The sequence below is a fragment of the Qingshengfaniella alkalisoli genome (genome assembly GCF_007855645.1).
GTDB lineage: Bacteria > Pseudomonadota > Alphaproteobacteria > Rhodobacterales > Rhodobacteraceae > Qingshengfaniella > Qingshengfaniella alkalisoli.
Window position 1 is genome coordinate 1 of record NZ_CP042265.1, and the last position, 21,208, is coordinate 21,208.

General features: G+C 60.4%; 18 protein-coding genes. 12 read left to right on the forward strand and 6 right to left on the reverse strand.

Going from position 1 to position 21,208, the window contains the following annotated elements:
- Positions 1-272 precede the first annotated feature (272 nt).
- The 4 genes from FPZ52_RS16490 to FPZ52_RS16505 all read left to right on the forward strand — a co-directional run bounded on the left by FPZ52_RS16490 (position 273) and on the right by FPZ52_RS16505 (position 6,072).
- A complete protein-coding gene (locus tag FPZ52_RS16490; RefSeq protein ID WP_146366719.1) occupies positions 273-1,676 on the forward strand; it encodes an AAA family ATPase in 1,404 nt (467 codons plus the stop codon).
- Positions 1,677-1,678: 2 nt separating this feature from the next.
- Positions 1,679-2,779, forward strand: coding sequence for a ParB/RepB/Spo0J family partition protein (locus FPZ52_RS16495; protein WP_146366720.1), 1,101 nt, complete (start codon positions 1,679-1,681; stop codon positions 2,777-2,779).
- Between the two features lie 261 nt (positions 2,780-3,040).
- Positions 3,041-4,771: a type I secretion system permease/ATPase gene (locus tag FPZ52_RS16500; protein ID WP_146366721.1), complete on the forward strand. Its 1,731-nt coding sequence runs from the start codon at positions 3,041-3,043 to the stop codon at positions 4,769-4,771.
- A complete protein-coding gene (locus FPZ52_RS16505) occupies positions 4,768-6,072 on the forward strand; it encodes an HlyD family type I secretion periplasmic adaptor subunit (RefSeq protein ID WP_146366722.1) in 1,305 nt (434 codons plus the stop codon). The genes FPZ52_RS16500 and FPZ52_RS16505 overlap by 4 nt, the downstream gene beginning before the upstream one ends.
- Here the strand turns inward: FPZ52_RS16505 and aroQ are convergent, their stop codons facing one another.
- Positions 6,073-6,510 (reverse strand): type II 3-dehydroquinate dehydratase, encoded by a 438-nt coding sequence (gene aroQ, locus FPZ52_RS16510; protein WP_146366723.1) that lies wholly within the window; start codon positions 6,508-6,510, stop codon positions 6,073-6,075.
- A gap of 275 nt (positions 6,511-6,785) precedes the next feature.
- Here aroQ and FPZ52_RS16515 point away from each other — a divergent pair, with 275 nt between their 5' ends.
- The 6 genes from FPZ52_RS16515 to FPZ52_RS16535 all read left to right on the forward strand — a co-directional run bounded on the left by FPZ52_RS16515 (position 6,786) and on the right by FPZ52_RS16535 (position 11,520).
- Positions 6,786-9,044, forward strand: coding sequence for a FepA family TonB-dependent siderophore receptor (locus FPZ52_RS16515; protein ID WP_146366724.1), 2,259 nt, complete (start codon positions 6,786-6,788; stop codon positions 9,042-9,044).
- A 216-nt stretch (positions 9,045-9,260) separates the two neighbouring features.
- A complete protein-coding gene (locus FPZ52_RS16520) occupies positions 9,261-9,521 on the forward strand; it encodes a YjhX family toxin (protein ID WP_146366725.1) in 261 nt (86 codons plus the stop codon).
- 80 nt (positions 9,522-9,601) lie between these two features.
- Positions 9,602-9,814: a hypothetical protein gene (locus tag FPZ52_RS16525; RefSeq protein ID WP_146366726.1), complete on the forward strand. Its 213-nt coding sequence runs from the start codon at positions 9,602-9,604 to the stop codon at positions 9,812-9,814.
- An 88-nt stretch (positions 9,815-9,902) separates the two neighbouring features.
- Positions 9,903-10,634: a transglutaminase-like domain-containing protein gene (locus tag FPZ52_RS16530; RefSeq protein WP_146366727.1), complete on the forward strand. Its 732-nt coding sequence runs from the start codon at positions 9,903-9,905 to the stop codon at positions 10,632-10,634.
- A gap of 136 nt (positions 10,635-10,770) precedes the next feature.
- On the forward strand, positions 10,771-10,908 hold the full coding sequence (locus FPZ52_RS19005) for a hypothetical protein (RefSeq protein ID WP_168201399.1): 138 nt from the start codon (positions 10,771-10,773) through the stop codon (positions 10,906-10,908).
- Positions 10,909-10,986: 78 nt separating this feature from the next.
- Positions 10,987-11,520 (forward strand): hypothetical protein, encoded by a 534-nt coding sequence (locus FPZ52_RS16535; RefSeq protein WP_146366728.1) that lies wholly within the window; start codon positions 10,987-10,989, stop codon positions 11,518-11,520.
- Positions 11,521-11,900: 380 nt separating this feature from the next.
- Here the strand turns inward: FPZ52_RS16535 and FPZ52_RS16540 are convergent, their stop codons facing one another.
- The 5 genes from FPZ52_RS16540 to FPZ52_RS16560 form a co-directional block, all read right to left on the reverse strand.
- The gene (locus tag FPZ52_RS16540; RefSeq protein ID WP_240804528.1) at positions 11,901-12,662 is read right to left on the reverse strand and encodes a glutaredoxin; all 762 of its coding nucleotides are present in this window, start codon (positions 12,660-12,662) and stop codon (positions 11,901-11,903) included.
- A gap of 32 nt (positions 12,663-12,694) precedes the next feature.
- Positions 12,695-13,102, reverse strand: coding sequence for a Cu(I)-responsive transcriptional regulator (cueR, locus tag FPZ52_RS16545; RefSeq protein WP_146366729.1), 408 nt, complete (start codon positions 13,100-13,102; stop codon positions 12,695-12,697).
- A 9-nt stretch (positions 13,103-13,111) separates the two neighbouring features.
- Positions 13,112-15,613, reverse strand: coding sequence for a heavy metal translocating P-type ATPase (locus FPZ52_RS16550; RefSeq protein ID WP_146366730.1), 2,502 nt, complete (start codon positions 15,611-15,613; stop codon positions 13,112-13,114).
- A gap of 94 nt (positions 15,614-15,707) precedes the next feature.
- Positions 15,708-17,183: an NAD-dependent succinate-semialdehyde dehydrogenase gene (locus FPZ52_RS16555; protein ID WP_146366731.1), complete on the reverse strand. Its 1,476-nt coding sequence runs from the start codon at positions 17,181-17,183 to the stop codon at positions 15,708-15,710.
- A 98-nt stretch (positions 17,184-17,281) separates the two neighbouring features.
- Complete coding sequence (locus tag FPZ52_RS16560) at positions 17,282-17,893, reverse strand: arylesterase (RefSeq protein ID WP_146366732.1); 612 nt, start codon at positions 17,891-17,893, stop codon at positions 17,282-17,284.
- Between the two features lie 76 nt (positions 17,894-17,969).
- Between FPZ52_RS16560 and FPZ52_RS16565 the strand changes: the two genes are divergently transcribed.
- Together FPZ52_RS16565 and FPZ52_RS16570 are read left to right on the forward strand one after the other, a co-directional pair.
- Positions 17,970-18,665: an ABC transporter ATP-binding protein gene (locus tag FPZ52_RS16565; protein ID WP_146366733.1), complete on the forward strand. Its 696-nt coding sequence runs from the start codon at positions 17,970-17,972 to the stop codon at positions 18,663-18,665.
- Positions 18,662-21,196 (forward strand): ABC transporter permease, encoded by a 2,535-nt coding sequence (locus FPZ52_RS16570; protein ID WP_146366734.1) that lies wholly within the window; start codon positions 18,662-18,664, stop codon positions 21,194-21,196. Before FPZ52_RS16565 ends, FPZ52_RS16570 begins: the two co-directional genes overlap by 4 nt.
- The last annotated feature ends 12 nt before the right edge of the window (positions 21,197-21,208 follow it).

A 21,208-nucleotide genomic window follows, 5' to 3' on the forward strand; every position in this document is an offset into this window, starting at 1 on the left:
ATTCATCCCGTTTTCAGGCACCATTCATCCTGAATTCGGGCACCCAAACACCTCCAACTAATTGATATAACATTATTTCTTGGTGCTAAAGATTCTAAATAATCTAAAGCATTAAAACTTTGTTTCCGGGTCGTTGGATATATTGTTTAGAAAACAGCAGGTTTCGCGGCGAAACCACGAATTTCCTACGTGCTGGATTCCCAACTGCCGGAGAATGTGCGAGAAAAGGTATAACAACTAAAAATTATCGCACATTACACTGAGGTCTTGGCATGAGCAGAAAACCCGATCTTCCACCGCCACCCTATTTCAACCTCGATCCGGAGGCCGCCGCGGCCAAGCTCCCCGAGCCTACAGACACAGCCCGATTCGCAAAAGCCGCCGCCTTCGCCACTCGTGGCCGCGAGGATCTTGCCAAGCGAGGGTATGCTCCCGATGGCAAGAAGCGTCTTCGGAAGTTTTCAATCTGGGAAATCTGTCGTTACCTGATCCCGGTGGCCTCCGCTCATCTCCGCCGCGTCCTGAAGCAAAACCCGGACCTCCCCCAAGGTGAAGGGGCCGGTGGATCGAAGTGGTTTACATTGGAAGAGGTGCTGCAACTTCGTGCCCATTTTGCCCAGGAGGGGCTCGCGCGAAAGGACTACCAGCCCTATCGGCCTGAAGGGCTGCCCGCCAAGGTAGTAGCTGTCGCTAATTTCAAAGGTGGGGTCGGCAAAACTTCGACGGCAGCTCATCTTGCCATGTCGGCGGCATTGGATGGCTACAACGTCCTTGTGGTTGATCTCGATAGCCAGGGCTCAATGACCTCGATCATGGGCGGTGAAGTGCCGGATGAATGGTCGACCGTGTTTCCCTTGGTTGCCAAGGATTACGCCAAGCACGTCGTGGAAGAGAACGCGGTCCGGGAAGCGCGGGGCGAGGCCCCCCTTCCCCTTGATGAAACGCTGAGCGGTGCGCTGGAGATAGGCGCCGATGATGTTATTCAACACACACATTGGCCGAATATCGATTTGATTGGGGCGCAACTGAATCTCTACTGGGCCGAGTTTCAAATTCCTGTCTGGCGCATGGCCCTTCGGCGCTGGCCGCTTTGGGATGCCCTGAGCGGCTTTCTGGAGAACGAAGGGTTGCTCGACAAATACGATGTGATCTTCCTCGACACCCCTCCTGCGCTTGGGTACCTGACAATCAACGCGTTATCGGCGGCAGACATTCTGCTTGTACCGCTTGGCGCGTCTTTCCTTGAATTCGACTCAACCGGCCGGTTCTTCGACATGCTTTATTCGACCTTCGCGTCGATCGAGGATGGTGAGAACAGCGCTCGCCGCGCCGCCGGCCTGGAGGAGATCAAGTTCGAATGGGATGTCGTTCGCACCTTGATCACCCGGTTCGATGCCAGTCAGCAGGCTGATCTTGCGAATGTCATTCAGGCCTATTTCGGCGATTTCATGAATGCGCACCGACAGGAGTTCACGGCGTTGGTGGGTCAGGCCGGTGAGCAGGTCAACGGAATTTATGAAGCCGATTATCGTGAGTTCAATCGCGAGACCTATGTTCGTGGCCGCGAGGCGTTCGACCGGACTTATGCGGAGTTGAAGGAAATCCTGATCGGATCATGGTGGCGCGATTTACAGATGGCGCAGGCAGACACCAAAGAGCAGCGTAAGGAGGCTTGAAGATGGCAAAACGTAGGAAGCTGACCGCGCCAAGCGTCGATGAGCTGAAATCTTTGGAGGAGGGTTTCGCGACGAAACCGTCCCGTGGTCCAGGGCTGATGGTGCCGCCCATTGCCAAGGTGGCGGGTGAAGCCGCGGCACTTAGCGAGGTCGGCAGCGCCGAGGAGCGGGCGGAAACGGCAAGGGATAAGCGCGACGCGGAGACCTATCGCGAGGCGCAAAGCCAAGGCCGGGTGCTCGCCGAGGTCCCCACGCATGAGATCGTTGCGGATGAGTTGACCCGCGATCGAATGGGTCTGAGTAGCGAGGAAATGGATGAGCTGAAGGCGTCCATCGCTACAAACGGGCTTCGGTTGCCCATTGAGGTCTTCGAGCTATCCGAGCCGGAAGGCGATCATCGCTATGGCCTGCTTTCGGGGTATCGTCGTCTGTCCGCAATCAGGGCGTTGGAGGCGGAAACCGGGCGGCAGGAATTCGAGACTATCCGCGCGATCATCAGGGAGCCTGGTTCCGTCTCTGGCGCCTATGTGTCGATGGTCGAGGAGAATGAGGTCCGAGCGGATCTGAGCCCATATGAGCGGGGTCGGATCGCGGTGGTTGCGGCGGGGCAGGGGGCGTTCGAGAGTTTGGAGGACGCGGTGAACGCGCTCTATGCCGTCGCGTCCAAGGCCAAACGGTCGAAGATCCGGTCCTTTGCGCGGGTGCATGAAGAGCTGGGAGATATGCTCAGCTTTCCTGAATCGCTGTCGGAGAAGGCGGGGCTGCGTTTGGCCGCGGCGCTGCGGGCGGGATATGCGCCACAACTTCGCGAGGCATTGGCGAGCGGACAGGGGATCGATGCCTCATCGGAATGGGCGCTGCTTCAGCCGTTGGTGGAAGACGCCGAAGCCGCTGACAAGCCGGATAAGCGAGGAGGGCGCCCACGGCGTCAGGCAAGGCCGAGACAAGAGGCGGAAGGAGAGATCCAACTCGCTAACGGTATCATGATCCGACGAGTTAGTGACAGCAAAGGTTACTCCATTCGTTTCAGCGGCGATGTCGTCAATTCGGAGATGATCGATTTGGTCATGGCAGAAATACGAAGGCTGCTGGAACCCACATAGGGGTTTCGCGGCGAAACCGTGGCATGGTTGACAGTTAGGCGCATGTGAGACAAGTCTCATGATTTCAATCATTGAGATCGTAACCTATTGATAATACGTATCCAATTATCATTCATGATAATGTCATGTCTAACAGATAAACCCCCGCTAATAAGGCAGAATCAGACGCATTCCTTGCGACGAAGCGCGAATCCCGCGTTAACTGTCTGCGAGTGTTTTCCGGCTATCGGTGGTGCCGAGGCAGAGCGGGGATTGTGAAGTATGAACCAGGGCCAGCAATACGGTGCCGCCGAGTTGCGTGCAGCACGAAACCGGAATCTCGGGCTGTTCCTGTTTGTCGGATTGTTCAGCGTCTTCGTGAATTTGCTGATGCTGACCGGCCCATTGTTCATGTTGCAGGTATATGACCGCGTTCTAGGTAGCCGGTCGGAAGAAACGTTGTTGGCGCTGTCGGTGCTGGTGACGTTTCTTTTCCTGATGATGGGGCTTTTGGACTTCGTCCGGGGCCGTGTGCTGTCGCGCATAGGTGCCCGTTTTCAGGATGGTCTGGACCGTCGGGTTTTCGCGGCGTCCCTGGTGGATTCCGCTGAACGGGGCGTCGGGCCGGACAGCGGTACGTCGCGTGATCTGGAAACGGTGCAAAAGCTTCTGGCATCGCCCGTGCTCGGGGCCGCGTTCGACATCCCGTTCGCGCCATTATTCATTGCAGGGATCTATATCTTCCATCCGTGGCTTGGGCATCTGGCGATTGCCGGTACCATTGTGCTGATCTGTGTGACGCTTCTTAACCAGGTAACGACGCGGCGTCCGGTGGCCGAAGCGGCGTCGGCCGCGATGCAGGCGGACCGGATGTCTGACCGGTTACGGGTTGATGCCAACACGATCCAGAGCCTGGGCATGCGCGGTGCGGCTTTCGCGCGGTGGCAGCAGATCCGGGCACAGGCCTTGGCGATGTCGATTACGGCCAGCGACAAGCAAGGCCGGTTCACCGCGATGACCAAGACCTTCCGCCTGTTCTTGCAATCGGCGATGTTGGGACTGGGCGCGTACCTGGTGCTGCAGAACGAGATGACAGCCGGTGCGATGATCGCGGGGTCGATCCTGTTGGGCCGCGCGCTCGCGCCGATCGAACTGGTGATCGGGCAGTGGAGCCTTGTGCAATCGGCTGGCCGCAGCTGGAAGAAACTGGAAGACCTGCTTGGCCGTGTGCCGTCGGAGCCGCCCCGGACGGAACTTCCGCGCCCGCGTGCGATGCTGAATGTCCACCAGGTAACGATTGTGCCACCCGGCGAAAAGCAGGCGGTGCTGCGGATGGCCAGTTTTCGGCTGGAGCCGGGTCAGGCAATCGGTGTCATCGGTCCGAGCGGCGCGGGGAAATCGACACTCGCGCGCGCGATCATGGGCGCCTGGCGTCCGGCTGGCGGGACGATCCGCCTGGATGGTGCGACGCTGGACCAATACGATCCCGATGTGCTGGGGCGCAGTCTTGGCTATCTGCCGCAGACCGTGACTCTATTCGAGGGCACGGTGGCGGAGAATATCGCCCGGCTTGACCCCAATGCGGATGACGCCGCCATAGTGGAGGCCGCCAAGAAGGCGGCGGCTCATGAAATGATCCTGAGCCTACCAGACGGCTACAACACCCGCGTTACTGCGCTTGGCGGCCGCCTGTCTGGAGGTCAGGTGCAGCGCGTCGGGCTGGCGCGTGCGCTCTACGGCAATCCGGTTATTCTGGTGCTGGACGAACCGAACTCCAATCTGGACAATGAAGGGTCGCAGGCGCTCAATCAAGCGATCCGTGACATGAAGGCGGCCGGAAACGGCGTGCTGATCATGGCGCATCGGCCGGCGGCGATCCAGGAATGCGACAAGCTGCTGGTGCTGGATGGCGGCGCGGTGAAGGCGTTCGGCCCGCGCGACGAAGTGCTGGGCAAGATCGTGCGCAACGCCAATGAAATACGCGCGGCCAATACCGCCGGAGGTGTGACATGAGCCAGACGGATATGTTCTCCGCGCGGCGCGCGATTTCGTTGGGTCTGTTCGTTCTGATCATCCTGGTGGGCGGCTTCGGAGCTTGGGCGGCCTTCAGCCAGATCGCAGGGGCGATCATTGCGCCCGGTCAGATCGAGGTCGATCAGAACCGGCAGGTGGTGCAACACCCCGACGGGGGCGTGGTATCGGAAATCTTAGTGCAGGAAGGCGACACGGTCGAAGCGGGCGATGTGCTGATCCGTCTGGACGAGACCTTGCTGGCGTCGGAATTGTCGATCGTGCAGGGGCAGCTCAATGAGTTGATCTCGCGTCGTGGACGGTTGGAAGCCGAACGCGATGGTACTGACGAGATCAGTTTCGACCCGGATTTGCTGGCGGTGGCGGCGGATCATTCCGATACTGCTGACCTGATCGACGGGCAGCGGCGTCTGTTCGAGGCGCGGCTGATCACGCTGGAGAAAGAAACCGAACAACTGGCGCGGCGGCGTGCCCAGATCGGCAGCCAGATCGAAGGGATCGTTGCCCAACAAGATGCGCTGTCATCGCAGTTGGACCTGCTGCGCGAAGAACTTGCCGATCAGCAAAAGCTGATGGAAAGCGGCCTGGCGCAGAAATCGCGGGTTCTGTCGCTGCAACGTGAAGAAGCACGCCTGAGTGGTACATTGGGCGAATTGCTGGCGTCCAAGGCGGAAAGCGAAGGCCGGATCACGGAGCTGGACATCGAGGTGCTGAAGCTGGAAACGGCACGGCGCGAAGAGGCGATCACCACGCTGCGCGATTTGCAGTATCGCGAGTATGAACTGGCGGAGCAGCGACGCGCGCTGATCGAACAAATGTCGCGCCTCGATATCCGGGCGCCGCTCGGCGGTGTTATATACGGCCTGGTGGTATTCGCCGAACGATCCGTGATCCGGGCGGCCGATCCATTGCTTTACATCGTGCCACAGGATCGTCCGCTGATCATCACGAGCCGGGTTGAGCCGATTCATATCGATCAGGTGTTTCCGGGGCAGTCGGTTACGTTGCGCTTTTCCGCGCTGGATTCGCGGACCACACCGGAACTGGAAGGCACGCTGCGGAAGGTGTCGGCGGATGCGTTCACCGATGAACGGACCGGGGAAAGCTATTATCGTGCCGAGGTTATCCTCGATGACGGGCAGGCCGACCGCTTGCCGGAGGGCACGCATCTTCTGCCGGGGATGCCGGTTGAAACCTTCTTGCGGACATCGGATCGCACGCCCTTGGCCTATCTGACGAAGCCGCTGACGGACTACTTCAACAAGGCGTTTCGCGAGGGCTGACTATTCCAGAAGCGTTGCCATGTGACGCATGGCCAGCGCATATCCTGCGGTGCCGAACCCGGCGATCACGCCATCGGCACGTGTAGAAACGTAGGAATGGTGGCGGAAGCTTTCGCGCTTGTGGATGTTGGAGATATGCACCTCCAGCACCGGCCCCTCAAACGTGTTGAGCGCGTCCAGCAGGGCGACCGATGTGTGACTGTAGGCGGCCGGGTTGATGATGATCCCGTCGGCAGTGTCGCGGGCTTCGTGAATCTTGTCCACGATCCCGCCTTCGGAATTCGTCTGGTAGAGTTCGCAATCAATTCCGAAGCTGCCGGCCACATCGCGGCAGTTGGCCTCGATGTCATCGAGCGTGTCATGCCCGTAGATTTCCGGCTGGCGTTTGCCGAGCAGATTCAGGTTTGGTCCGTTCAGGATATATACCAGCTTGGTCATGGGGCCTCTCGCGTTGTCGTCACGCATGATTAGTCATCAGGGCGTGCGGCTGGCAAGAATGAATGCGGGGCAGGGCCGGTGAGACGCTGCGCAACAAAATTGCAACAGTGGCGCGATCAATAGTTGACTATATTGCTAAACAATTTCATGCGGCGTAGGGCGTGGCCGCGAACAGAGCTTGTTCGATAAATCTACTGCCCGACGTAAATCCATCCATATCGGTCATTCCCGGCCGTAGACAGACCACTGCTCGGCACCCAAAAATGGATGGAGCCATGACCTATTCCTATCGTTCCCGGGTGGCGGGAACGCAACTGGTGGCACTGCTGCTTGCGGGCGCGACGCCGGCGATTTCTCAAGACACAACCGACGATGTGCTGGTGCTGGATCCGATTACCGTGGAATCGGCCGCGGAGGAGCTGAAACAGGCCCCCGGAGCGTCCACGATTTCCAGCGACGATATCATCGAGCAACCGGTGTCGAATGATGTGTCCGAGATCGTGCGGAAAATGCCCGGTGTGAATCTGACGGGGAACACGACCACGGGGCAGCGCGGCAACAACCGTCAGATCGACATTCGGGGCATGGGGCCGGAAAACACGCTGATATTGATTGATGGTCGACCGGTCCTGTCACGCAATTCGGTCAAGATGGGCCGTTCGGGAGAACGTGATACGCGAGGCGATTCCAACTGGGTGCCCGCCGAAGCGATCGACCGGATCGAGGTTCTTCGCGGGCCGGCAGCGGCGCGCTACGGGTCCGGTTCCGCGGGGGGCGTGGTGAACATAATCACCAAGAAAACTGATCAACCTTACGCATCCGTGACGCTCTACGGCGAGATGCCAGAGCATGATGAGGAGGGTGGTACGCGTCGCGCCAACGTCGTGTTCGGCGGGCCGTTGGGTGAGCTGTGGACCTATCGCACGATCCTGAACTACGCCAAAACCGACGGGGACGACCCCGACATCAACGCGGATGCGACACCCGAGGGCGAAAGCGTGGCGGCGGGTCGCGAAGGTGTGGAGAACAAGGATTTCAGCCAACTGTTCGAATTCCATCCCGATGACGAGAACACCTGGGGGATCGAGCTTTCCTATAGCCGCCAGGGCAACGAGTATGCGGGCGATACGCAGTTCCGTGAAGTTCTGGAAGATCTCGAACTTTCGGACGAGGACGGAAATGTCGTCGGGACAGAGAGCCTGATCGGCGAAGAAACCAACATCATGCGCCGTGGCGTTCTGGCGCTGACGCATCGGGGGGAATATGCCTTCGGCGATTCCAACAGCTACCTGCAATGGGAGCACACCGAGAACGAGCGCCTGATGGAAGGGCTTGCCGGCGGTGGTGAGGGTGTCATCAATTCACCGGAATACGGCACGATCACGCTGGATACGGTCAGCGCGAAGACCGAATGGAACGTCTATTCCGATCTGGGCGGGGTAAACCAGACCTTCACCTTCGGGGCCGACTATCGCGGCGAGTGGATGGATGATGACATTTCCAACCAGATGGGCCTTGTTGTTGACGTGCCGGGTTCGGAGACAGACCCCGCAGATCGCGATTCCGAGACGAACGCGCAGCTTGTCGGGCTGTATATCGAAGACAACATTCTTCTGACCGACGAGATCACCTTGACGCCGGGACTTCGCGCGGACTGGCATTCGGAAGCCGGGTTCAACCTGTCACCGAGCCTGAATGCCGCCTGGCAGGTCTCGCCGGAATTTTCGGTCAAGGCCGGTGTCAGCCGCGCGTTCAAGGCGCCGAACCTGTATCAGCTGAATCCCGATTACGTGTATTACACGCGCGGCAATGGTTGTCCGGTCGACTATCCGAACCTTGGCGCCGGATGTCACATCCTGGGTAATCCCGATCTGGATCCGGAAACGTCATGGAACAAGGAAATCGGTGTCAACTATAACAACGCCGGCGGCTGGAACGCTGGTCTGACCTATTTCCACAACGACTATCAGAACCGCATCGCGGCGTCTCTGGAGCCTGCTGCGACGGTGTTTGCCGGCTATGACGAAAACGGCGATCCTGAATACACGCAGGTCTTCCGCTGGGAAAACACGAAAGAGGCCGTGATCGAAGGGATCGAGGCCAATCTTCGCGTGCCGCTTCTGGACAGTCTGACGTGGTCCACCAACGCGACCATGATGCTGAATTCCGAGGACAAGGAAACAGGTCAGCCACTGTCGCTCGTGCCCGATTACACGATCAACACGCAGCTTGACTGGTCTGTCACCGACAGCCTTGATTTGCTGGTGAGCGCGACGCATTACGGCGAGACGCCCAGCCCCGAGAAGAGCGTGACCAGCGGAGCGGTGATCGAGAACCCGGAGTCGCGCGATCCCTACACGCTGGTTGATCTGGGTGCCGTGTGGCAGGTCAACGATGTGTGGCGCGTCAATGCCGGTGTGAAGAACGTGTTCGACGAACGCGTCTTCCGCGAAGGCACGTCCAACAACGCCGGGGCCAACACCTATAACGAGCCGGGCCGCACCTTTACCCTTGGCCTGAATGCCACGTTCTAAGATTGATGCGGGCGTCTTCGGGCGCCCGTTTCGTGCTTGACTCGGGGCGGGTGATCGCCGATACGGCGGCCCCATTCCACGAGATACGGGAATTGTTGATGTTGGAGATTGTTCAGAACACTTGATCGCCGCTGCCTGAGAGGGGTGATCGAACGCAGTGCGTGGCGGATGACCGCTGACGCCTGCCTAGACGTGTTTTACGAACAGGCTACATCAATGAATATTTCCAAAGCCGAACAGCGCGTGTTGCACGTGCTGGCGCAGGGTGGTCGTATCCGCTATGAACGCGGGCCGAACGGTCGGCTTACCCATGTCGAATGTATCACCTTTGACGGGTCGTTCCTCGTGGATTGCACGCTGGAGGTCGTCGCGAAGCTGCGGCGCAAGCGTTTGATCGAATCCCGCAATTCAAGCCCATACCGGATTTCGGCCATCGGCCGTCGTTCTGTTCGGGCACAAATGGACAACCGGGTTTGAGGATCGTGTCAGGTCGGACGTATTGTCCGGCCTGACCGAACGTTACGTTGTCTGGTGCGTCGGATGTGTGCCAGTTGATCATGGTTGTGGAACTTGGCGATACCGTGGTGACGATTCCGATGGCTGCGCTCAAAGCAGGGGACATTGACGTCGAAAAGATTGTTCAGCGCGGCGAACATGAAAAGGTGCTGCCGGACCTCATGGCACGAAACAGGTATGAGTTTCCGGTCATGGGGCCTGGCCCCGATCGCCGCGCCGGTTGTGACCTTCCTGTGGGCAGTCGCCAGCACTGACCTGTGTAAGGGCGTCGGGACCGACTTGTACGTAATCTCGGCGAAGCAGGGAAGATGAGCGCTCCTGCAACCAAGGAATGGAATGGCGATGGCCGAACCCAATGTTCTCAACCCGCACCCGCCCGAGTTCGAGCGATTTCTCTATGCGTCGGTCGGTGAAGACCGGGGCGGCTTCGGCAACTGGTGTACGCGCCTTCTGGCTCCGGCGGGCGATTTCTGCCTTTCGACAGATGGCATCTTCCGCGACACGGGCCGGCCTGATCCCATCTTTCCTGGTGCGCAGCAGCACGCGGTCCAGGATCTGCCATCCGATACGCTCATGTTCCTGCAGGGGAGCCGGTATTGCGATACCGATCTTCTTTCGGAGGAAGCCTGGCGTCTTTTCGAGACCACTGAACCCGGATGGTCGCGCGTTCAGGCGATCTGCGATTTCGTACACGGGCATGTCCGCTTCGATTACACGCAGGCGAAAGCGACGCGCACCGCATCGCAGACAATGGCTGAGCGACAGGGTGTCTGCCGCGATTTTGCCCATCTCGCTATCGCCTTGTGTCGCTGCATGAATATTCCGGCACGTTACTGCACCGGATATCTGAGCGATATCGGTGAACCGCTGCCTCATCCGCCGGGGGACTTCGCCGCGTGGATGGAAGTCTTTCTCGCTGGTGAATGGCACATGTTCGACCCGCGGAACAACAAGCCGAGGTTCGCGAGAATTCTGATCGCGCGCGGCCGCGATGCCGCCGATGTGCCTTTGACACTGACATTCGGTAAAAATACGTTAACGGAATTCAAGGTCTGGGCGGATGAATTGATCTGAATGATGATGGCTTCCTTTTCGATACACAATCGTAAATCGCATCGCCGATCCCCACCCATATACACAATACCGAGGCCAAACATCCCGATCCGTCATGGATGAGGATTTGGCGCCGGCCAATCAAAGGATTGATGGCATGTCCTTCAAGGACCTGACCGCCCGGGCCGCAGCCGCTATGAAGCCGAAGCCTGCGAAAACCGCGAAGACCCCCGCCGAGGAGAAAGAGTCCAAGGCTGCCGGTAAGGACGCGCCTGCGAAATCCAAGACATCTTGAGAGGTGCACCAGGCCACACGCCCTTTTTACAAAGGAGTGTGCGGACCACCCGCGGCAACAAGGGAGAGGATCACGACAATGGAAAATCTGACGAGCAAGACCGTTGCGGTTTTTTCCCGGCCGTTCAGCGTTCCCGGCTTTGCCGAGACGCTCCCGGCGGGAGAGTACGAGATCGAAACGGAATTGGTTTCACCCCCCGATCAACGGGGCCTGAGGGCCTGGAAAGCCTCCGTCCTGGTGAAGCTTCATCCCCGGACATCGCATCCTGGACTGGCGAGGACGCTGACCGTTTCCCTTACTGACCTTGAGCACGCACAGGCAAGGGACAAGTTGACGGGCAGGGCGTTGTCCGATTTCTTCCTTGAGGGAATGCTGGCTGATCCGATGGTGCGTCTCGTCATGAAGGCCGACGGCGTATCCGAGGCGCATTTACGACATCTCTACTCCGGGCGCGGGACGCCTGATCCCGATCTGAATGTGCCAGCGTCTAAGACGACCACGCAAAGGACGCAGGACGATGCGTCAATCCGGGCCGCGGAAAACGAAGGCATGCCCACAAGACCGGAATCATCGCCGCCTTCGCACAACCGCCATGCATGGGGACAGATTTGATGGCGAACAAGGCCATCGCCAAGGGCGCAACGCCAGGCATCGCGACCACAGGGGCCTTGGGCGACGTTCCGCGGGAACGCCAATGCCTGCGATGTGAAACCTTATTCTGGAGCGAGGGTTTCGGAGAGCGGATTTGTCAGCGCTGCAAGGGGTTGAGCAGCTGGAGAAACGCTGTGCCTGTCAGCCCGGGTTCATCGCGCCGACGCTGATCCGCATCGGTGCGCGTCCCGTTTTCCTCGAACCGTGCTGGGCCACGTTCTGGCCTGTGTCGACGTCATTTGCACCACAACCTATCGATACCATCACGCGGTCTTTCGGACCACGCAGGTTGATGCTGCGTCCACGAGAAACGCGGCAAGCTGCGAGAACAGCCGGTCGTCTTAGATTAGCCACGCTTTCAACGGCATCCATATCCCCATACCCAGCATCATCAGGCTTTCGGTCAGGGAAACGAAACCCAGTGGAACCGAGGAACCTTCGCCCACGCAGGCACATTTCAGTTCGCGCCGGTCGATATAGACCGCTTTGAAGATGCTGATCGCACCTGCTGCGCCGATAAGAATCGCAACGGGTGAGGCCAGCCAGACCAAGGCGCCCGCAGTCATCAGAATCCCTGCCAAAGCTTCGGCATAGGGGTAGATGTAGCCGTAGCGAACCCAGCGGCGGGCAAGCAGGTCGTAGTTCAGGAACATGGTGGAAAAGCTTTCCACGTCCCTAAGTTTCTGAACGGCCAGCATGGTCATCGACAGCGAGATGAACCACTCGACTGCGCGCAGCGACAACAGCGCCCCATACTGGTGCCATGACAGGCCGAGAGCCAGCAGCGCCGCGACCGAGAAAATCGCGATCACGGGGCGGTAGCTTGTGCCGCTTTGCTCACTGGGTGGCGGGTCGATGCCGAAGTATACGCGCAGATCGTCGTAACCACCGACGCGTTCGCCGTCGACGAATGTCTGAGGGGTGGTTTCCACCCCGTGCTTTGCCTTGAAGGCGTCGGTTTCTTCACGTGTAGTCAGGTGATGATCTTCGACATTGAAGCCCTGTCGTTCCAGTAAATCTTTCGATTTCAGGCCAAGCGGGCACAGATGGTCCGGCATCACCATGCGATAGAGTTGAGCGGTTCTAGGCATCGGGTCGGGCATGTTGGAAAACGTCTGTAGAGATGTGGAGTTCCTCAGGGACGGCGCTTGTGACCAGGCCCCGCCCCGAGATCTTCCAGAATCGGGCAGTCTGGCCGGTTATCGCCCGCGCAGGCATGAACCAGGGTTGTCAGGGTCGCTCGCATGGATTGAAGCTGCGCGATCTTGTCTTCGATCTGGTCCAAATGGGCCTGCGCCACTTGTTTGACCGTGGCGCTTTCGCGACTGTCGTCCTCGTAAAGGGCCACGAGCGTGCGACAATCCTCGATCGTGAAACCCAGCGCGCGGGCGCGGGCGAGGAAGGTCAGTTTGTGCAGATCCTTTTCGCTGAAGGTGCGATAGCCATTGGCCGTGCGCATCGGCTTCACAAGGCCGATGTCTTCGTAGTAGCGAATGGTCTTGGCGGGCAGGCCTGAGCGTCGGGCGATATCACCGATATTCATGGTTGGCTCCTATGCCGGGTCGGGCTGAAGGGTCGATGCGTAGGTGCGCCGCGGTTCTTCCGTCAGATGCGGCGGTTGCATCCGGCGCAGGCGCAGCGCGTTGGTCAGTACGAATACCGATGACAGCGCCATGGCTCCGGCCGCGAGCATGGGCGACAGCAGCATCCCGAACGCCGGGTACAGAACACCTGCCGCGACGGGGATCAGGGCGGTATTGTAACCAAAGGCCCAGATCAGATTTTCCCGGATATTGCGCATGGTTTTTCGCGACACGTCCAGCGCGGTCAGAACGGCGCGCAGATCGTCGGACATCAGAACCACATCTGCGGCCTCGATCGCGACATCGGTTCCGGTGCCTATGGCGATGCCGATATCGGCGTGCGCGAGCGCGGGGGCATCGTTGATTCCGTCGCCGACGAAGGCCACGGTTCTGCCGCCCGATTTCAGGTCTTCGATGGCAGTGACCTTGCCGTCAGGCAGAACGTCGGCGATGATGTGGTCGATGCCCAGATCTGTGCCGATGGCTTCGGCGGTTTCGCGTTTGTCCCCTGTAATCATCGCCACCTTCAAGCCGACGGCGTGCAGTGCAGTGATGGTAGCGCGGCTGGCAGGTTTCATCGGATCCGAGACACCGACCAAAGCGGCGACTCGGCCGTCGATCACGGCGAACAAGGCGGTGCGGCCTCGGCTGGCAAGGTCGGATTCGCGGCCTTCCCAGTCCCCCAGGTCGATGCCTTCGCGTGACAGGTAGCGACCCGCCCCGATCATCACGTCATGGCCATCGACCGATGCGCGGACCCCGAAGCCCGTGGTGGAGGCGAAGTTGCGGGCGGTGGACCAGTTCAGCCCGTCCTCGCGCGCGGCGCGGGTGATCGCCTTGGCGATCGGGTGCTCCGATTGGTTTTCTACCGCTGCGATCAATGGCAGCACGGTTTCGCGACTTTGTCCGTTCGCGAGGATCAGGTCGGTCAGTTCGGGGTGGCCTTCCGTAAGGGTGCCGGTCTTGTCGAAAGCCACAACGTCGACACCATCCAGCAGTTGCAGCGCGTCGCCCTTGCGAAACAGGACCCCCAACTCCGAAGCGCGGCCAATTCCGACCATGATCGAGGTAGGGGTCGCCAGACCCATCGCGCAGGGGCAGGCGATGATCAGGACCGATACGGCCGCGACGAGAGCGTGAGACAATGTTGGCTCTGGCCCAACCGCCAGCCAGACAAGCGCGGTTACGGCGGCGATGGCCATAACGGCGGGCACGAACCATGAGGTGATGCGGTCCACGGCATTCTGGATCGGCAGCTTGACGGCTTGCGCGTCCTGCACCGTGCGTATGATCTGGGCGAGCGCGGTATCCTGCCCCACATGGGTGGCTTTGAAACGGAAGCTGCCACTGCCGTTGACGGTGCCGCCGGTGACGGCGTCGCCGGGGGCTTTGGTGACAGGGACTGGTTCGCCGGTCATCATGCTTTCGTCGATATGGCTGGACCCTTCGAGGATCACGCCGTCGGTAGGGACGCGTTCGCCCGGTTTGACGAGGATCGTGTCCCCGGCGGCGACGTGTTCGATGGGGCGGTCATGGGTTCGATCGCCATCGACCACATGCGCCGTGCGGGCTTGCAGGCCCACCAGTTTCTGGATCGCGGCGCCTGTGCGGCCCTTGGCGCGGGCCTCCAGCATGCGACCGATCAGGATCAGGGTGACGATGACGCCGGCGGCTTCAAAATATACCGCTTGCAGACCATCGGGCAGCAGGGCGGGCAGGAAGGTGCTGACGATGGAGAAAGCGAAGGCCGCACCCGCGCCCACGGCGACGAGGCTGTTCATGTCCGGTGCGCGCCGGAGCAGCGCGGGGATGCCTTTGGTAAAGAAGCTGCGACCGGGGCCAATGAGGACCAGCGCGATCAGCAGGAACTGGATGTACCAGCTGGTGTGCATGCCGATGGTGGCGGCGATCCAGCGATGGAAATCGGGCACCATATGTCCGCCCATTTCAAGGACGAAGACGGGCAAGGTCAACGCGCCCGCGACGGTGGCTTGCCGTTTCAGATGCCGGTATTCGTCTTGCCGGTCATTCGGGGCTTGGGTGTCCGGTGCGGCGGCGCGGGCGGGGTAGCCGATATCGGTGACGGCTTGGGCAATCGCGTCCGGGTCCGTTGCCCCATCCAGGAAGCTGATACGAGCCGTTTCGGCGGCCAGATTGACGGTGGCGGAGGTCATGCCAGGCACCTTTTTCAATGCCTTTTCGACCCGCCCCACGCAAGACGCGCAAGACATGCCATCGATGTCCAGGGTCAGGACGGCCGGGCGCGGCGGGTATCCGGCGCGTTCCAGGGCTGCGCGAACATCATTGATACGGTCAGGACGGTCTATATCCAGCGCAACGCTGCCGGTTGTCAGATTTACGACAGGGTTTGAGGCGCCCTGCACTGCAGTCAGCGCCGTTTCGACACGGCGGACACAAGAAGCGCAGGACAGGCCTTCAAGTGGAAGGGATAGATGATGCGAGTCGGTCATTTTGACCTCCGGAATCTGTTTCTCGCAACATCAGATAAGGTTTCCAGTCACTGGAAGGTCAATACTTGCCAGTGACTTTTCTTGAAAAACTGTGTCAGCGGATCTCGCCCATGCAGAGATACTTAATCTCGACGAATTCTTCGATGCCGTATTTCGACCCTTCACGGCCAAGACCGGACTGTTTGACGCCACCGAACGGAGCAAGCTCCGTGGAAATCAGACCGGTGTTGATACCGACCATGCCACTTTCCAGCGCTTCGGCCACGCGCCAGACCCGGTTCAGGTCGCGGCTGTAAAAATAGGCGGCGAGACCGAATTCGCTGTCATTGGCCAGGTTGATGACATCGGTTTCGTCTTCGAATCTGAACAGTGGCGCCACCGGGCCGAAGGTTTCCTCGCTGGAAAGATCCATTTCGGGAGTGACGCCGGTCAGGATGGTGGGCTCGAAGAACGTGCCTTCCATCCGTTTGCCGCCGGTCGCGATGGATGCGCCCTTGGCCGTGGCGTCGGCGATGTGGCGCTCGACCTTTTCTACTGCGGCGTCATTGATCAGCGGGCCGGTAGTGATCCCGTCGCCGAAACCGTCGCCGACCGTCAAATCGGCCACCTTCTGCTTCAGCTTCTCGGCAAAGGCGTCATAGACGCCGGATTGAACATAGATCCGGTTGGCACAGACGCAGGTCTGGCCATTGTTGCGATACTTGGCAATCATGGCTCCGTCCACTGCGGCGTCGAGATCGGCGTCGTCGAAGACGATGAAGGGGGCGTTCCCGCCAAGTTCCAGCGATAGTTTCTTGATGGTGTCAGCCGACTGGCTCATCAGGATGCGGCCTACGCGGGTCGAGCCGGTGAAGGTGATCTTGGCAACCTTCGGGTTGGCGCACAGCTCCTTGCCGATGGCGGCGCTGTCGGAGCTTGGGATCACGTTGAACACACCTTTGGGCACGCCAGCGCGTTCGGCGAGCACGGCCATCGCGAGCGCAGAGAGCGGCGTCAATTCGGCTGGCCGGGCAACGAACGTGCATCCGGCGGCAAGTGCGGGCGCGACCTTGCGTGCGATCATGGCATTAGGGAAGTTCCACGGCGTGATGGACCCCACGACGCCCACGGGCTGTTTCAGCACGACGATTCGCTTGTCGGGTTGGTGGCCGGGGATGACATCGCCATAGACTCGTTTGGCTTCTTCGCCGAACCATTCGATGAAGGATGCGCCGTAGAGGATCTCGCCGCGGGCCTCGGCGAAAGGTTTGCCCATCTCGGCGGTCAGAATTGTGGCAAGGTCATCCGCGTTTTCCACCATCAGGTCGAACCATTTGCGCAAGATGCCGGCACGCTCCTTGCCTGTTCTCGCGGCCCATTCCGGTTTGGCGGCATAGGCCGCGTCAATGGCGGCAGAGGTATCGGCCACGGTCAGGTCACTCACATTGGCGATCAGTGCGCTGGTCGATGGGTTGTGGACGGGGAACGTGCTTTCTGCGTCGATCCATTCACCGTTGACATAGGCCTTGCCGGTCAGCAGGGATGGGTCGTTCAGCTTGAGCTTTGCGGTGGGAGCTTCGTTGTCCATCATGGCGGTTGTCCTTTCACCAAAGAGGGCGTGTACCAGGCGCCGATTGCGCGTCGGCGTCACCATAGGCGTGTCCAAACGGCCCTGCCAAGCGCTATCGTTTAGCGGTGGTTGATCTGCCCAAGCAGTGCTTCCACTTGCGGACCGATGGCGTTGATGGCGATTTTGACGCCGCCCTTATTGGGGTGAAGCCCGTCAGGTTGAAAAAGTTCCTGTTTGGGCCCGTCGGGGTTGCGCAGGGGAGCCAGGTAGTCCTCGACCAGAAGCGCGTCATGCGTTTCGGCCAACTCCGTCCACATTGCAGCAAAGGCCTGCTGGTAATCGGGGCCGTAATTGGCAGGCGCAGGGACGCCCAGCAGTAGCACCGGCAGGTCACGGTTCCCAGCCGCGGCCAGGATCGCGTCAAGATTTCCGCGTGTGGTCGTCGGATCGATTCCCCTCAGTGCGTCATTGCCGCCAAGCAAGATGATCAAGGCGTCGGTCTCCGGTGTCAGAGTCCAGTCGAGCCGTGACAGCCCGCCCGCGCTGGTGTCGCCCGATACGCCTGCATTGGTCAGGGTGATGTCATGGCCGCGTTCTGCCAGCCAGACCTGCAACTGGGGTACGAAGCCATCTTCCTGTGGCAGCCCGTAGCCCTGGACGAGACTGTCGCCCAAGGCTGTCACCTGTAACGGTTCGGCGGTGATGGGGGTGGTAAGTAACAAGCCGGTCATAACTGCCGCTACGTGCTTGCGTGTCAGGCTCGATACCCCATATCCCAATGATGCGCCGGCCGTCTGGAGACAGTGAATGACCGACCCTGTAATGCGCCTTGACCAGGTGAACCTCGTGCTGAAGGGCCATGCGGGTCCGGTGCATATCCTCCACGACATCAGCCTGACTGTGGCTGCGGGTGATACGGTGGGGCTGATCGGGCCGTCGGGTTCCGGCAAATCGTCGCTCCTCATGTTGATGGGCGGATTGGAAACCGCCAGTTCGGGCCGTGTCGCGTTGCTCGGGCGGGACCTGACGCGAATGTCCGAAGATCAGCTCGCCCGGTTTCGCCGTCATCATATGGGCGTTGTGTTCCAGTCTTTCCACCTCATTCCGACGATGACCGCGCTTGAAAACGTGGCAACGCCGCTTGAACTGGCTGGTGTGTCGGATGCGTTCGCGCGCGCGGCGGCAGAACTGGATGCGGTGGGCCTGTCGCACCGGTCCGGGCACTATCCGGCGCAGCTGTCGGGAGGCGAGCAACAGCGTGTCGCGCTGGCGCGGGCAGTTGCGCCGCGCCCCGAGATATTGCTGGCCGACGAGCCGACGGGCAATCTGGACGAAGACAATGGCCGGACCATCCTGAAGCTGCTTTTCGATCTGCGGGATCGGGACGGTTCAACACTGGTGTTGGTCACGCATGCGGATGAGGTTGTGCGGCGGTGCAGCCGCGTGATCCGGCTGCGTGACGGACGTTTGTCCGACGATCAACAGGCGCGGGCGGCGGAATGAAACCGATGGTTGCTGCCCGCATCGCGGCGAGGGAGCTACGCGGCGGTCGTACCGGCGTTCGCATCTTCGTGCTGTGCCTGATGCTGGGCGTGGCAGCGATTGCCGCCGTCGGCACGCTGCGCGCAGCGATCGAGGCCGGGTTGGTGCGTGAAGGCGCGGCGCTTTTGGGCGGTGATGCGGAGATGGAGTTTACCTATCGCTTCGCCAATGATGCCGAGCGTGACTGGATGGACATGAAAGCCGACCGTGTCTCGGAGATCGCGGATTTCCGGTCGCTCGCGGTGGCAGGAAGTGGAGAGGATGCGCAGCGCGGGCTGACCCAGGTAAAGGCGGTGGATACGGCCTATCCCCTGGCGGGGTCGGTTGTTCTGGACCCGCCCATGCCGCTGGCAGATGCTTTGAGGGGTGTCGATGGCACACCCGGCGCGGTGATGCATACCGCGCTGATCGACCGGATGGGGCTGGGCATTGGCGAAACATTCCGGCTGGGCACGCAGGATTTTGTGCTGAGCGCCGAATTGGTCCTTGAGCCGGATGCGGGATCGGCTGGCTTCAGTCTGGGGCCGCGCGCAATTGTCTATCTCGACGATCTTTCGCAAAGTGGTCTGCTAAGCCCCGGCACGCTGTTCGAAAGCAAATACAGGCTGGATCTACCGCCTGATGCTGATCTTGCCGAGCTGGAAGCGCAGGCCGAGGGCCTGTTCCGCGAGGGCGGATTTCGCTGGCGGGACAGCCGCGACGGAGCGCCCGGCATACGCGACTTCGTGGAACGCACCAGCGCGTTCCTGGTGCTGGTCGGCCTTGCAGGGCTCGCGGTTGGGGGCGTCGGCATCTCGGCGTCGGTGAGGGCTTATCTGGACGGCAAGATTGCCACGATCGCGACGCTGAAGACGTTGGGCGCGGAGCGGCGGACGATTTTCGCGGTCTATCTGTTGCAGATTGCCGTGCTGACTTTGGTTGGGACAGCGCTGGGTCTGGTACTGGGCGCTGGCCTTCCGCTGCTGTTGTCGCCGGTGCTGGAGGCGCGATTGCCAGTGCCTGCGGAGTTCACGATCTTCCCGGTGCCTTTGTTGAAGGCGGCCGCGTTCGGAGTGCTGACGGCGGCGATCTTTGCGCTTTGGCCGCTGGCGCGAACGGATCACATCCGGCCCGCAGACTTGTTCCGCGATGCGGTGAATGACCGGCTGGTTTGGCCGCGCCCGATTTTTCTGGGGTGTCTGGTTGCCTTGGTGGCTGTGCTGGTGACGCTGGTCATCTTCACGTCGCGGACGGAAACCTTGGCGGCGTGGACGCTGATCAGCCTTGCCGGCGCGATGCTGGTTCTGAGCATTGCAGCGATGGGGGTACGCCGTGCCGCGCTTTGGTTGTCGGCGCGAGCGGTTCTGCGGGGGCGCCCCGTGTTACGCACAGCTTTTGCGGCGATTGCCGGTCCGGGCGAGGGGGCAGGGCCTGCCATGATCTCTCTTGGGCTGGGTCTAAGCGTGCTGGCGGCGGTCGGACAAATTAACGCCAATCTCAGATATGCCATCGAAGGCGAACTGCCGGACATTGCGCCGTCCTATTTCTTCGTCGATATTCAGCCCGATCAGATCGACGGTTATCTGCAACGGGTTGAAGGCGACGCGGGTGTCGCGAAGGTCGAAACGGCACCGATGCTGCGGGGGGTGATCACTCAGATCAACGGCAGGCCTGCGGTCGACGTGGCGGGCCCGCATTGGGTGCTGCGCGGTGACCGCGGTGTGACTTATTCCGATATGCCGCCCGACGATACCGTCGTCACAGCGGGCGAATGGTGGCCTGCCGATTACGACGGGCCGCCACAGATCAGCTTTGCCGCCGATGAAGCGACGGAGATGGGCCTGGTTCTCGGCGACAGCCTGACGGTCAACATTCTGGGGCGTGAGATCACGGGCGAGATCACGAGTTTCCGCGAGGTCGATTTCTCGACAGCGGGAATAGGCTTTATCCTGTCGATGAATCCCTCTGCGCTGCGCGGTGCGCCGCATTCCTTCATTTCCACGGTCTATGCCGACCGTGAGGCCGAGGCCGCAATCCTGCGCGATGTCGCGGATACCTATCCGAATGTGACCGGGATACGTGTGCGGGATGCGATCGAGAATGTCTCGGGCCTGCTTGGTGGACTTGCAACGGTAATATCCTACGGGGCAGGCGTGACCTTGTTGACAGGGTTCGTCGTCTTGATCGGATCGGCGCTGGCGGGTGAACGCAGCCGCACCTATGAGGCTGCGATCCTGAAGACGATCGGCGCAACCCGCGGCCAGATACTGACCAGTTTTGCATTGCGATCCAGTGTTCTGGGGATTGCGGCCGGAGCCTTGGCATTTGCCGCCGGAAGCGCGTCGGCATGGGCCGTGATCACCTATATCATGGACGTGGAGTATGTCCTGTTCATGGCACCTTCGGTCGGGATCGTCATGGGCGGATTGTTACTGACGCTTGGTGCTGGCCTTGCATTTGCATGGCGCCCATTGAGTGCGAGACCCGCAAAAATTCTGCGCGCCCGCGAATAAGATACCTGTCTC

Excerpts from the sequence above, each read along its gene's own strand:
- FPZ52_RS16490 (WP_146366719.1), top strand. The coding sequence starts at position 273 with ATGAGCAGAAAACCCGATCTTCCACCGCCACCCTATTTCAACCTCGAT.
- FPZ52_RS16495 (WP_146366720.1), top strand. The coding sequence starts at position 1,679 with ATGGCAAAACGTAGGAAGCTGACCGCGCCAAGCGTCGATGAGCTGAAA.
- FPZ52_RS16500 (WP_146366721.1), top strand. The coding sequence starts at position 3,041 with ATGAACCAGGGCCAGCAATACGGTGCCGCCGAGTTGCGTGCAGCACGA.
- FPZ52_RS16505 (WP_146366722.1), top strand. The coding sequence starts at position 4,768 with ATGAGCCAGACGGATATGTTCTCCGCGCGGCGCGCGATTTCGTTGGGT.
- aroQ (WP_146366723.1), bottom strand. The coding sequence starts at position 6,510 with ATGACCAAGCTGGTATATATCCTGAACGGACCAAACCTGAATCTGCTC.
- FPZ52_RS16515 (WP_146366724.1), top strand. The coding sequence starts at position 6,786 with ATGACCTATTCCTATCGTTCCCGGGTGGCGGGAACGCAACTGGTGGCA.
- FPZ52_RS16520 (WP_146366725.1), top strand. The coding sequence starts at position 9,261 with ATGAATATTTCCAAAGCCGAACAGCGCGTGTTGCACGTGCTGGCGCAG.
- FPZ52_RS16525 (WP_146366726.1), top strand. The coding sequence starts at position 9,602 with ATGGTTGTGGAACTTGGCGATACCGTGGTGACGATTCCGATGGCTGCG.
- FPZ52_RS16530 (WP_146366727.1), top strand. The coding sequence starts at position 9,903 with ATGGCCGAACCCAATGTTCTCAACCCGCACCCGCCCGAGTTCGAGCGA.
- FPZ52_RS19005 (WP_168201399.1), top strand. The coding sequence starts at position 10,771 with ATGTCCTTCAAGGACCTGACCGCCCGGGCCGCAGCCGCTATGAAGCCG.
- FPZ52_RS16535 (WP_146366728.1), top strand. The coding sequence starts at position 10,987 with ATGGAAAATCTGACGAGCAAGACCGTTGCGGTTTTTTCCCGGCCGTTC.
- FPZ52_RS16540 (WP_240804528.1), bottom strand. The coding sequence starts at position 12,662 with ATGCCCGACCCGATGCCTAGAACCGCTCAACTCTATCGCATGGTGATG.
- cueR (WP_146366729.1), bottom strand. The coding sequence starts at position 13,102 with ATGAATATCGGTGATATCGCCCGACGCTCAGGCCTGCCCGCCAAGACC.
- FPZ52_RS16550 (WP_146366730.1), bottom strand. The coding sequence starts at position 15,613 with ATGACCGACTCGCATCATCTATCCCTTCCACTTGAAGGCCTGTCCTGC.
- FPZ52_RS16555 (WP_146366731.1), bottom strand. The coding sequence starts at position 17,183 with ATGATGGACAACGAAGCTCCCACCGCAAAGCTCAAGCTGAACGACCCA.
- FPZ52_RS16560 (WP_146366732.1), bottom strand. The coding sequence starts at position 17,893 with ATGACCGGCTTGTTACTTACCACCCCCATCACCGCCGAACCGTTACAG.
- FPZ52_RS16565 (WP_146366733.1), top strand. The coding sequence starts at position 17,970 with ATGACCGACCCTGTAATGCGCCTTGACCAGGTGAACCTCGTGCTGAAG.
- FPZ52_RS16570 (WP_146366734.1), top strand. The coding sequence starts at position 18,662 with ATGAAACCGATGGTTGCTGCCCGCATCGCGGCGAGGGAGCTACGCGGC.